This window comes from Paenibacillus sp. FSL R5-0486 (assembly GCF_037975155.1).
Classification (GTDB): Bacteria; Bacillota; Bacilli; order Paenibacillales; family Paenibacillaceae; genus Paenibacillus; species Paenibacillus amylolyticus.
Window position 1 is genome coordinate 6041825 of the sequence record NZ_CP150237.1, and the last position, 11845, is coordinate 6053669.

Here is an 11845-nt window from a genome sequence, read left to right on the forward strand (position 1 = left end):
TATTTATTCCATTAAACAAAGATGATCCGGGATGTCTTAATCATTTTGATTTATTGTCATTTAAACTATTCACACTTGGATGGGAATAATCTTTACCGTTTGAATCAATAAGCTGCTTATACCAGTAAAAACTATCTTTGTGATGGAATTGTCCACTACCGTTTCCCTCATCATCGTAATCCACATAAATGAAGCCATAACGTTTACTCATTTCTGCAGTACCTGCACTGATGATATCGAAGGGTGCCCATGAACAATAAGCAAATATGTCTGCGCCATCATGTATTGCTTCTATCATGGCGGAAATGTGATCCTTATGATACTCAATACGATAGTCATCGTGAACAAAATTATCTTCCGTTAATATATCTTTGAAACCAATACCGTTTTCTGCGATCATCATCGGAACATGATATCTATCCCAATAGTTAGACATGCAGAGATAAAGTCCGGTTGCATTGATAGACCAGCCCCAACGATTCGCTTTTAGATGGGGATTCTTGACGGTTGTATTCGGATCCATTGTATTTTCACTTGCCTTGACCGTATTGGACCAATAGTAGGATACAGCAAGGAAGTCCGCTGTGTTATTCCTGAGAAGCTCCTTCTCTGTTTCATCAATATTCAACCGAATACCATTTTCTTCAAAGTAAGCGTATGCGTAATCAGGATATTCTCCTCGAATGAGGACATCGCTATAAAAATATTGCATCCGGTTCCGTTTAAAGCTTAACTTCACATCTTCAGGCTCACATGAGTACGCTGTGGTTAACGTGTCCGCTAACATCACACCTAACTGAAGGTTTGAATTTATTTTGTGCCCATACTGAGTTATTTTTGATGAAGCAACAAACTGATGGTGAATAGCCTGGAATTTTGCCTGTTCGTAGTGATCGACTTTATCCTTCAGTATGCCAAGTGAAGCAAAAGCTTCTTTGTGTACTAAGTTAATCTGATTAATAATGATCCAGTACTTCACTTTATTCTGAAATCTTTCTATCAAAGTTTGTCCATACTTCACAAAATAATCAATGAGTTTGGGGTTCACCCAACCTCCATATCGCTCAACCAAGTGTAACGGCATTTCATAATGGAACATGGTGACGATTGGCTCAATATTCTTTTGTTTCATATAATCGAACAATTGATCATAGAAGGCTAAACCTTGTTCATTTGGGAATTCATCATCCCCATTCGGATAAATTCTACTCCATGAAATGGATAATCGTAATGTTTTCACATGCATTTCAGCTAACACATCGATATATTCTTGATAGCGATCATAAAAATGTACCCCTTGACGTTTAGGGTAATAATAAGAGCCGTTTTTATAGCGTTCATACATTTCTGAATCCATCTCATTGAAATGCAACTCGGTGGGCTTAGCACCAGGTACAAATGGTTGAATGTCAGCAGTGCTTAGACCTCTTCCATCTCTCTGAAATGCGCCTTCGACTTGGTTAGCAGCAATAGCTCCTCCCCATAAAAAATCTTCTCTTATATCTCTCATACACTTCCCTCACAATACTAATTCAAAATTTTTGTACAATTATAACTCCAGCAATAACCAACAAAGCTCCCACCATTCGGGGAAGATTTATGGCATGCATTGTAGCTCCGACTAATCCGAAATGATCAATAATAATAGAGATAATAACCTGCCCTGCCAATACGTATCCCACAGTAGCCGCCACTCCGATTCTGGGCATAAGGATTGTTGTTGCCAAGACGTAAAAGGCTCCTAAGAGTCCCCCTGTCCACATCCACAAGGGAGCTTCCAACCATTCTTTCTTTACCAATGGCCCTCTCGTGAAAAAAGAAATAATTATTAGAGAAACTGCTCCTACTGTGAATGAAATGGCTGAAGCTGTAATGGGTGAACCAACAACAGTTCTTAACTGAGAATTCACACTGAACTGGGTGGGCAATGCCATGCCAGCCAGTAATGCAAATATCATAAAAAATATTGCCATTATTGTGTTTTCCTTTCGTTCAGAGAATGAATCACTCCAGCATCGGGACAAGTTAAACGTTCTCAATAATATCCATTCATTCATACTTTCACAACTCGAGTAGCACTTTTTACTCCTTAAAGAAAGAAATCAAATATCTATTGATTAATGGATAACCCGTGTAATCTCAGGACTATACTGGAGTGATTGATATTGATTTAACCATTGATTATTTTCTAACAATCCGAGTATAATCCAGAGATAAGAATAAGTAAAATTAATAAATAGTATGGGAGGTATACTGTATACTTATATGAATATAAACTTTGAACTGTATAAGGTTTTTTATATCACTGTTAAAGCTGGGAGTATGTCTAATGCAGCAAAAGAATTATTTACTTCCCAGTCGGCCGTAAGCCAGTCGATAAAACTTTTAGAAAGTAAAATGGGAAGACAATTATTTCACCGAAAGGCTCAAGGTGTAACTTTGACTTCTGAAGGGAAAATTCTTTTTCAATACGTGGAACAAAGCTACGAACTGTTACAAGCAGCCGAACGAAAATTTGAGGAGTTTAATAATTTGGATGCTGGCGAACTTCGATTAGCTGTCAGTACTACCGCCTGTAGTAATTTTTTGATGAAATATATAGAATCCTACTCTTTGTCATATCCTAACATTGAGATATACATTAAAGACCAATCTACGTATACCACGGTTAAACAGTTAGAATCAGGTGAAGTCGATATTGGCATTATTAATTTAGATGTAAAACAAGATTCATTATCTGTGATCGGAAAAATAGAAATACAAGATTGTTTTGTGGTCGGAGAGCGGTTTAGAGAACTAAGTCAGAAGGCAATATCACTTCAGGGGTTAGTATCTAATCATCCCATCAATTTACTTCAAAAGGGACTAAACACTCGAAATTACATTGAAAATGTTCTTGCTTCATATAAGTTAAAAGTAACTCCTAAAGCTGAATTGAGTACGATGGAATTGCTAATTGAGTTTGCAAGAAAGGGATTGGGTGTTTCATGTGTCATCGAAGATTTCATTCATCAATATGTAGAACGCGAAGAATTATTTATCATACCTGTGAAGGAAAATATCCCAAAGAGGCATCTAAGCATAGCTGTGAAAAATAATTTCCCTCTAAGCTCAGCCGCCAGAAAATTCATAGAACTTTTCCAGAGTTCTCACATTTAAGTTTTTTTATAATTACTGAAAGACGCTAAATAGTAATTTTATTGCATAACCATTTTCATAACTAAGAGATTCTATAGCTATAATAAAATAAAGGGATAGGACGTTCCTGCGATGGTAGCATATGGTCTCCAATTCTACATTCATTTTCAACAAAATGAATGTAGAATTATTTACACTACAAGTGTATTAAGGGCTCCATCGCTATTTACTATTAGGATAGAATAGCTACTTTTTAATGTTTTATTTAAACCTTTGGTTCTTGCACTTTTTTCAACCCTTACAATTACTAATACTTATACAACAAAAAAAGTCGCTATTACAGCGACTTTTTTTGTTGTATTATCCTTTTTTTCGCTGAATACTCTACAACAGCAATTTAGTGTAATATCTAGCTTTTTAATACTCTACTCTGAACATGATCCAACAGTAAAAAGGTAATAAATCATTTGATTATTATGGAGCATTATATCGTTTTAACTTTAATTCTAAAATCCCCTCTACTTCTTGTTTATCTTCCACGTTAAGCCTTCGAAAGCCTGAAATTAAATTTGATTCTATCTCATTTAATCTCACATTAAATCTTTCTGAGTTTGAAACTATCGCACATTGATCAAAAAGAAACGAATCCAGATCAACATCAAATTTTTCCTTCAAGGTAACTACCGTTTCCAAAGAGGGTTTATATTTATCTTTTTCTAAATCATTTAATGCTCCCTGAGACACACCAATTATCTGAGAAAACTCAGTTTGATTAAGCTTGTCCAACTTTATAACATATTTCATTTTTTCCCTATGCTCTTCATTATTACTGTCACCTTCTGTCCATAAAGTACAAACAGTCCCCGAAGAATTATTACTATTCATGGGGACTGTTCGTGTTAGTTATTAGGTTTGTTATCAGCAGGAGGTTTATCTTACTAAATCATATAAAAACAAGAGAATTTAATTAGACGATTAACAGAACTTGAGAATATATTTATCCGCGTATTTATGTTGTCTCATTCGATGATATAAACCACAAAATTTGAGTTATATCACTACCTACAACATCCGCTGTCTCATCGCCTCAAACAGCAAAATCGTCGCCGCCATTGCCGCGTTGAGCGACTCTGCCTGTCCCTGCATCGGGATCGTAATCGAATCATCCACCAAACGTGCTGTAGCGTCCGAGATACCTTTGCCTTCGTTACCGATCACAAGCCATACCGACTGCGTAAAATCATAACTATAACATGAATGCTCTGCCTGCAAAGAAGTACTGACCAGCTTCACGCCCGCAGCCTTCGCTTCGGGAAGCAAAGATTCCAACTGGCCCTCCACAATGGGTAAATGAAACAATGACCCCATCGTCGAACGAATCGTCTTTGGGTTATACACATCAGCACAGCCCGCGCCAAGTACAACCCCCGCGGCTCCAGCTGCGTCCGCACTACGGATGATCGTCCCCACATTCCCTGGGTCCTGCACACCATCCAGCACCACGACAAGCCCACGTGCTCCTGCGATCAGGCTTTCCAGTGGCTCACTGCCTTTACGCACAATTGCGAATACAGGCTGCGGTGTCATCGTATCCGTACATTTGGCGATAACCGCAGGAGATACACTAACCCACTCCACACGCTGTAGCGCGTTCTCAAGCCCGGCGAGTTCGCTAGGTACACCTTGCTCTCCGTCGTACACAATGCACTCCAGATCTGCTCCGGCGCGTAATGCTTCCTGTACCAGATGAATGCCCTCAATGATATATTTATGTTGACGGGTACGATGCTTTTTCTCCAGCAACTGCGCCCATTCTTTTACACGTGTATTTTGCGGTGATACAATATCCATCTTTCCATCCTTCCCATCTGCATCCATCACTTCGGATACGCAAGCTCCATTTTCGTCAAATGATCCTTGTGACCCACAATGATCAGCACATCTCCAGCTTCGATCCGGTCCTCCGCGTACGGCGAGATGTTCATCGAATTTCCACTGCGAATCGCCATCACGTTACAACCAAAACGTGCACGGATGTTTAATTCCATCAGGTTTTTACCGATCATTTGCTCGGAGGCTCTCATCTCCAGAATGCTGTAATCCTCAGATAACTCGATGTAATCCAGTATATTAGGCGAGGTCAGATGATGGGCTACGCGCAGTCCCATATCCCGCTCAGGATAGATGACTTTATCCGCCCCAATCTTCTGCAATACCTTACCATGAAGCTCATTTTGGGCTTTTACGATCAGAACGGGTACACCCATATCTTTCAATATCAGGGTTGTCAGAATACTCGCCTGTATATCTTCACCAATCGCCACAACGACAACGTCGAAATTCCGTATGCCCAGCGCACGCAGCGCTTCTTCATCTGTTGAATCTGCCGATACCGCATGGGTCACCACATTGGACATTTCCTGAGTCCGCTGCTCGTCCGCATCAATTGCCAGCACGTCGAATCCCATGCCACTCAGTGCATTGGCAACACTTGATCCGAATCGTCCCATACCAATTACGGCATACTGTTTCTTGGCCATTAGGGTCTTAACCTCCCGCTGCTCTTCAGCATGACGCATCATTACGGATACCCATGCTAACGTAAATAATCCTTCGTAGTATACCACAAAGCCCGATAAACTTGAATGCGCTCGCGCTTCCCAGGGAACAGTATTAGAGCAGCCGAATATACGAGGAGGGAATTGCGATGCCCATTACATTAAGCCTGCGTGAAGCGATTGTTCATAAAGTTCATGACAAGAGTGATGATCAGCTCCGGGAGATGATTGAAGGTTCAGTAGATGGACCGGAAGCTGCATTACCTGGACTTGGCGCCATTTTCGAGATGATCTGGAAGAACACAGAACCTGCCAAGCAGGAAGAACTGATTCAAATCGCGCAAGAGCATCTGCACACCATTCCCGTCCAACCGCTTAGCTAATCGAAGCAGTGGATGGTAAGGTAACCATCATTACGTTTGTTCTGTCTGCAAAAGAAAGCTTTCCCTTATTCGGCTGGATCATACCCGCCTCCAGGTAAGGTGTATAGCAATAGATCCCTCCGCCAATTGGCGGAGGGATCTTATTTTTAACAAGCTCTATCTCATCACATGAGCTTGTCACGTTTAACTAATTTTTTAACAATTCCCACGAAATACTTCTGTCTTCACTTAAGGCGCAGTCTCCAGGAATTGAGCTGTAGGATTTTTATCCATAGCCGTTCTCATTGCATACTCATTTTCGAAGAGCACCACATAATTCCCTTTTTTATCTTTTACAAGCGCAGAGTTAATCCGGAATTTGCTTGGGTCCAGATTCTCGTCCACGATCCAGCGAGCGAACTGATAAGGCATGCGCTGCAATTGCACATCTACCCCATACTCACCTTTCATCCGGTATTCAAATACCTCGAACTGAAGTTGACCAATTACGCCGAGGATTGTCTCGTCGAAACTTGCCGTCTGGAACACCTGAATGGTTCCTTCCTCCGTCAACTGATCAATTCCTTTTTGGTACTGTTTATGTTTCAACGCATTTTTCACGGTAACTTTGGCGAAAATCTCTGGTGAGAACGTTGGCAACTCCTCAAAGACAACCTCGCTGCCTTGGCTCAGTGAATCGCCAATCCGGAAGATACCCGGATCGAACAAACCGATAATATCGCCAGCATATGCCTCTTCGACAATATCCCGATCTTGTGCCAGGAATTGCTGTGGCTGTGACAGCTTGATTTCTTTGCCCACACGAGTATGCTTCACACTCATTCCACGTTGGAACTTGCCTGACACAATACGCAGGAACGCAATACGATCCCGGTGTGCCGGGTTCATGTTTGCCTGAATCTTGAACACATAACCGCTGAATTTCTCATTCGTTGGCTGAATCTCTCCTGCCGTACTGCGACGTGGTTCAGGCTTCGGTGCCAGTTCCAGGAAATTCTCCAAGAAGGTCTGTACGCCGAAATTGTTGATCGCACTACCGAAGAAAATAGGTGTCAATTCGCCGCGTTGAACTTTCTCCATGTCGAATTGGTCGCCCGCAATATCCAGCAACTCCAGATCCTGACACAATTGATCATGCAGGTATTCTCCTGCCATCTCACGGATAATCGGATCTTTGTAGCCATCTACCTTTTGTACTTTAATCATCGAGTGATCGTCCCCTTGGAACAATTCCACCTGATTTTTCATCCGGTCATAGACACCACACAGCTCGCGACCTGTACCAATAGGCCAGTTCATCGGAACCGAACGAATACCCAGTACATTTTCAAGTTCTTCCATCAGGTCAAATGGGCTTTTACCCTCACGGTCAAGTTTGTTGATGAACGTAAAGATTGGAATGCCACGCTTCGCACATACCTGGAACAACTTGATCGTTTGTGCCTCGACACCTTTTGCCACGTCAATCAACATTACCGCGCTATCGGCAGCCGTCAGTGTACGATACGTATCTTCACTGAAATCCTGGTGACCCGGTGTATCCAAAATGTTGACGCGATGATCCAGATAATCAAATTGCATTACGGAAGAGGTAACCGAGATCCCCCGTTGTTTCTCAATTTCCATCCAGTCACTTGTTGCGTGTTTGCTGGCTTTCCGAGCTTTTACCGTTCCCGCAAGGCGAATCGCGCCCCCGAACAGCAACAGTTTCTCGGTCAATGTAGTTTTACCCGCATCAGGGTGAGAGATAATGGCAAACGTCCGGCGTTTGTCCACTTCCTGTTGAAGAATTTCATTTGCAGCTTTGCTCATAGGTTTAATCCCTTTCGTCCGTTCATTCACGTTAATCCGGCATGGCCGGTCCATCATTCAATCTTTATGCAATCCGGCGAGGCCGGTTGATTGTACACGAGTTTTTACGTACTAGGTATTTACACACTAGATTAATTTTACACATTTACAATGGAGTTCATCCTCCTCAAATCTGTGCTTTCATGTATACCGTGAACTGCTTCTTAACCCAACTCTCCTATTGTACCATAATCTGTACCGAAAATAACCGATTACTACCGCAGATTCTTCTCTTTTCACTTGCAAAAAAAAAGCACCCTTCAGCCGTTTCCATGGCATCCAGGCACTCCTCATTCATTTTTATTTATCGGTTTTAGAAAATCAATGCATCCAGCGCGTATTGTCCGCCACCAGTCAGGGCCAGCGCTACACCAATCACCAGAATCGCGAGATTATATTCGAATCCGTTCTGTGTGGACCAGTATCCGTTCGCACCATGGACTTTCACAATCGCAATGACCATCGTCAATGCAATCAGAATGCCACCTACCGGTGTAAGCAGACCCAGGGCCAGCAGCAATCCGCCACCGAATTCCGCGAGTCCAGCCAGTAACGCCACCAATGCACCTGGCTTCATGCCCATCGACTCAAACCAGCCGCCTGTACCCTTGATCCCGTAACCTCCGAACCAACCAAACAGCTTTTGAGCTCCGTGCGCCATGAACGACAATCCAATCACCAAACGAATCAACAACAACCCTACATCCAACATCATTTTCTTTTTCCTCCATTCGATATATACAAAATAGTATTCTTAGATTAAAGATATTATGCACATTTTTTCTTCATGATTCTCTGTGACGTAAACCCCTTCAAATGGTTTACATTTTATCTCATGAATGATAACTTATCCGAAACGTTTGCCCGAATGAAGTTTGTCATTTGCGTAACTCTTTAACTCATGTGTTGAGTATAAGTTACATACTTACTTTTTGTCAACAACTTAATTTAAATTACTTATTTCCTTATGATGGATACCTACCTTTTCCCCGCTAAAAAGCCTGGGTACACCGCAAAATTTGCGATTTCCCCAGGCTCAGTCATGTTGTGTATGTTGTTAATACTGTTGTTAATGCCCTTACCCTACCCTAACCATTCACTTGCCAGATCACACTGTCCTCGTCCTGACCATTCACCGGCCACCAGTGGAATCCGTCCTGCTCCAGCAGCTTATCTGTCGCTTCTGGTCCCCAAGTTCCAGCAGGATACGTATGAAGCTCTCCTTGATTTTTTCCCCAGGTTGCTGCGATCCGATCGACAAAAGACCAGGCTGTTGCCACTTCATCCCAACGGGTAAAGTACGTAGAATCCCCCTCTGCTGCATCGTGCAGCAGACGTTCATACGCTTCAGGCGAGTTAATTCCAATCATGCAGCTCTGACAGAAATCCATTGCGAGTGGCTGAATCTCAGAATCCGAGCCTGGCTTCTTGGCATTGATTTTGATATATATGCCTTCCATCGGATTCACCCGAATGACCAGCAGATTCGGCTCCAATTTATACTTTTTCCCAAGGTACACGTTGTTTGGCATCGACTTGAATTCAACTACGATCTCGGTCGTTTTTACCGGCAGACGTTTGCCTGTCCGAATATAGAATGGCACACCCGCCCAGCGGAAATTATCCACGAATACACGTGCTGCAAAATAAGTTTCCGTATTCGACTGCGGATCAACCTTGTCTTCCTGGCGATACCCCGGAAGCTGCTTGCCACGGTACTCCCCTTCGGCATACTGCCCCCGCACAACGTTGTTGCTCACTTCCTCATCCGAAGTAAAGGCTCGCAATGAACGCAATACCTTCACCTTCTCATCCCGAATGTCCTCCGGGAATAGGCGACTCGGCGGTTCCATCGCAATCATTGTCAGCATCTGAAGCATATGGTTTTGCCCCATATCACGGAGTGCTCCGGAGTGATCATAATAACCGCCACGTTCTTCCACGCCTACCGTCTCACCAAGCGTAATCTGAACGTTGGCAATATGTTTGTTGTTCCAGAGCGGTTCAAAAAAAGCATTTCCGAAGCGGATCACTTCGATATTTTGCACCATTTCCTTGCCCAGATAATGATCAATCCGATAGATTTCCTCTTCACGGAATACCTCACGAATCTGCTCATTCAGATGTTCGGCCGATTGCAGATCATAACCAAATGGTTTTTCGATCACCAAACGGTTCCATCCCTGACTTTCCAACATACCACCGTCCCGCAAACTGTACGAGACACTGCCAAACAGCTCAGGTGCCAGTGCCAGATAGAACAGTCGATTCCCCGGCGTGTTAAACTTTGATTCCAGATGTTCCGTCTGCGCACGCAGCTCTTTGAATCCTTCCACATTATTGATATCCAGTGCTTTGTATTCAAAATGATCGACAAAAGCGTTCCACTCATCAGGTTCCCCCGCTGGATAACGGCAGAACTCTTTAATGGATTCATAGATGTCTTCCCGGAATTCTTCTGGGGACCTCGGACGACGTGCTACGCCAATAACCGCAAAGTCTTCGGCAAGCTTGCCTTCACGGTAAAGACTGTAGATAGCCGGAAACAGCTTCCGGCGGGCCAAATCACCCGTTGCTCCAAAAATGAAAAATACTGCGCCTGGTGTCTGTACTTCATCTTGCAATTGTTTTTCAACCATGGGCTCCTCTTTCTTCCGGGAAGATAACCTTCACGCTCTCCCCGAGCTATGTAATGGTGTTATATATGCACGACATACAACTGTCAATTACCAGCAAGTTCCTTCTTGGATGTGATGCCATTTTAGCATATCAACTGAATGGATGCACTATTTCAAACTCATTTTTCTGATAAAGATTCTCAATATTGGGTCCCAATTCATGAAAAATCCATCCCTTAGTATTCAATCGTAATCACCGGAAACCCCACTGTAATTCGATTATCGACCTCGTCCCCAACCTGGTGAACTGCGAGTTGCATATTCAACATGTGCGAGCCACTCTTGATCGACAAGGGCAGCTCGGCCGCCTCATAAGAGACACTTGCGCTGGCTACATCCGTATATCGTTCAACGGAGGCGATATCCACCTTTGTGGACAGCTGTTCTTCGATCAGTTCCAGTTGCTGACTCGCATCATGTTCAATAGCAGTAACTGCTGTACCTTGCACAGACATATTCCAGGTTGCCTTCATCCCTGAGTCTACAAGCAGTTGATCGACCTCTTCATGTAATGTCATTAATGCCTTCCGATCCGTGTGTGCATCCCCTGAGAGTTGTACGATGGCATAGTAACCATTGTCTCCTGTATCGACGACATTGACCAACATGCCTGCACCTCCAGTAGCCGTATCGACAATCTCTTCACTGCGGTAAACATCATGACCCGTCTGGCTTACCCGCACAGGTGGTTCAAGTCCCAAGTGACTTGCCAGTAACACGGCCTGCGCTTGTGCATCTCCCTTGCCTTCTCCTTGCCATTTAATAACTAGACGATCCACATTATCAATCACACTGTCAGCAGTATAGATTAACTGTTCCAGTTGGGTAGCTTTGGATTCGTTCTTCTCTGCGTATACCTGTGTCACACCAATAAGAATTATGATAACTATTGCCAAGATACCTGCTGTCATCCATCGATTTAACATTTGAATCCCCCGCTTCTTTCTTGCATTCTATGAATCTATCAACAGCATGCCCCTTTCGCATATTTGCTATACTTCTTCTGCACACAACAAAAAAGCCCCATCCGCCACTTGCATGGCAGATCAGAGCTTTCCATTCATCTTTTCTATATAAATTGAACTACACAATATTTACACTCGCCACTCCGATGACAGAACAACCTTCTGATCGCTGTTATCCCCAGATTTTTTGATTCCCTTTTTCAAGGTAAAAATCCGGGGATAAAGGCGAAGTTTATGCTTCCGAAGTAGCTTTCTTTCAGAAAGCTTTTAGC

Annotated in this window: 11 protein-coding genes; 2 read left to right on the plus strand and 9 right to left on the minus strand. The window is 43.0% G+C overall.

All coding sequences use genetic code 11. From position 1 onward, the window contains the following. Positions 1-40 precede the first annotated feature (40 nt). Together MKY01_RS26770 and MKY01_RS26775 are read right to left on the minus strand one after the other, a co-directional pair. Positions 41-1510, minus strand: coding sequence for a glycoside hydrolase family 1 protein (locus MKY01_RS26770; RefSeq protein ID WP_076328940.1), 1470 nt, complete (start codon positions 1508-1510; stop codon positions 41-43). A 22-nt stretch (positions 1511-1532) separates the two neighbouring features. Continuing rightward, positions 1533-1973 (minus strand): DMT family transporter, encoded by a 441-nt coding sequence (locus tag MKY01_RS26775; RefSeq protein ID WP_076328939.1) that lies wholly within the window; start codon positions 1971-1973, stop codon positions 1533-1535. A gap of 292 nt (positions 1974-2265) precedes the next feature. On the opposite strand from MKY01_RS26775, the gene MKY01_RS26780 reads away from it, so the two are divergent. After that, complete coding sequence (locus MKY01_RS26780; protein ID WP_076328938.1) at positions 2266-3159, plus strand: LysR family transcriptional regulator; 894 nt, start codon at positions 2266-2268, stop codon at positions 3157-3159. Positions 3160-3612: 453 nt separating this feature from the next. Here MKY01_RS26780 and MKY01_RS26785 read toward each other — a convergent pair whose 3' ends face one another. The 3 genes from MKY01_RS26785 to MKY01_RS26795 all read right to left on the minus strand — a co-directional run bounded on the left by MKY01_RS26785 (position 3613) and on the right by MKY01_RS26795 (position 5717). Beyond that, positions 3613-4023: a helix-turn-helix transcriptional regulator gene (locus tag MKY01_RS26785; RefSeq protein ID WP_083677483.1), complete on the minus strand. Its 411-nt coding sequence runs from the start codon at positions 4021-4023 to the stop codon at positions 3613-3615. 177 nt (positions 4024-4200) lie between these two features. Then, positions 4201-4989 carry an RNA methyltransferase gene (locus MKY01_RS26790; protein ID WP_282320237.1) on the minus strand — a complete coding sequence of 263 codons (789 nt, stop codon included), beginning with the start codon at positions 4987-4989 and terminating at the stop codon, positions 4201-4203. 26 nt (positions 4990-5015) lie between these two features. Then, entirely contained in the window at positions 5016-5717 is a 702-nt protein-coding gene (locus tag MKY01_RS26795; RefSeq protein ID WP_076254620.1) for a TrkA family potassium uptake protein, read from the minus strand. Between the two features lie 128 nt (positions 5718-5845). Between MKY01_RS26795 and sspI the strand changes: the two genes are divergently transcribed. After that, positions 5846-6079, plus strand: a complete 234-nt coding sequence (gene sspI, locus MKY01_RS26800) for a small acid-soluble spore protein SspI (protein ID WP_017692323.1) — start codon at positions 5846-5848, stop codon at positions 6077-6079. A gap of 228 nt (positions 6080-6307) precedes the next feature. On the opposite strand, the gene MKY01_RS26805 is transcribed toward sspI, so the two are convergent. From MKY01_RS26805 to MKY01_RS26820, 4 genes are all read right to left on the minus strand, one after another. Beyond that, positions 6308-7891, minus strand: coding sequence for a peptide chain release factor 3 (locus MKY01_RS26805; protein WP_282320236.1), 1584 nt, complete (start codon positions 7889-7891; stop codon positions 6308-6310). A 352-nt stretch (positions 7892-8243) separates the two neighbouring features. Beyond that, positions 8244-8642 carry a DoxX family protein gene (locus tag MKY01_RS26810; protein ID WP_024634146.1) on the minus strand — a complete coding sequence of 133 codons (399 nt, stop codon included), beginning with the start codon at positions 8640-8642 and terminating at the stop codon, positions 8244-8246. Positions 8643-9018: 376 nt separating this feature from the next. Further along, positions 9019-10569, minus strand: coding sequence for a glucose-6-phosphate dehydrogenase (gene zwf / locus MKY01_RS26815; RefSeq protein WP_282320235.1), 1551 nt, complete (start codon positions 10567-10569; stop codon positions 9019-9021). 215 nt (positions 10570-10784) lie between these two features. Beyond that, on the minus strand, positions 10785-11534 hold the full coding sequence (locus MKY01_RS26820; RefSeq protein ID WP_282320234.1) for a YwmB family TATA-box binding protein: 750 nt from the start codon (positions 11532-11534) through the stop codon (positions 10785-10787). Between the last annotated feature and the right edge of the window lie 311 nt (positions 11535-11845).

Bases quoted from the DNA above. Each gene is read 5' to 3' on its own strand.
- MKY01_RS26770 (WP_076328940.1), bottom strand. From the start codon at position 1,510: ATGAGAGATATAAGAGAAGATTTTTTATGGGGAGGAGCTATTGCTGCT.
- sspI (WP_017692323.1), top strand. From the start codon at position 5,846: ATGCCCATTACATTAAGCCTGCGTGAAGCGATTGTTCATAAAGTTCAT.
- MKY01_RS26805 (WP_282320236.1), bottom strand. From the start codon at position 7,891: ATGAGCAAAGCTGCAAATGAAATTCTTCAACAGGAAGTGGACAAACGC.
- MKY01_RS26775 (WP_076328939.1), bottom strand. From the start codon at position 1,973: ATGGCAATATTTTTTATGATATTTGCATTACTGGCTGGCATGGCATTG.
- MKY01_RS26820 (WP_282320234.1), bottom strand. From the start codon at position 11,534: ATGTTAAATCGATGGATGACAGCAGGTATCTTGGCAATAGTTATCATA.
- MKY01_RS26790 (WP_282320237.1), bottom strand. From the start codon at position 4,989: ATGGATATTGTATCACCGCAAAATACACGTGTAAAAGAATGGGCGCAG.
- MKY01_RS26795 (WP_076254620.1), bottom strand. From the start codon at position 5,717: ATGCGTCATGCTGAAGAGCAGCGGGAGGTTAAGACCCTAATGGCCAAG.
- MKY01_RS26785 (WP_083677483.1), bottom strand. From the start codon at position 4,023: ATGAATAGTAATAATTCTTCGGGGACTGTTTGTACTTTATGGACAGAA.
- MKY01_RS26810 (WP_024634146.1), bottom strand. From the start codon at position 8,642: ATGTTGGATGTAGGGTTGTTGTTGATTCGTTTGGTGATTGGATTGTCG.
- MKY01_RS26780 (WP_076328938.1), top strand. From the start codon at position 2,266: ATGAATATAAACTTTGAACTGTATAAGGTTTTTTATATCACTGTTAAA.
- zwf (WP_282320235.1), bottom strand. From the start codon at position 10,569: ATGGTTGAAAAACAATTGCAAGATGAAGTACAGACACCAGGCGCAGTA.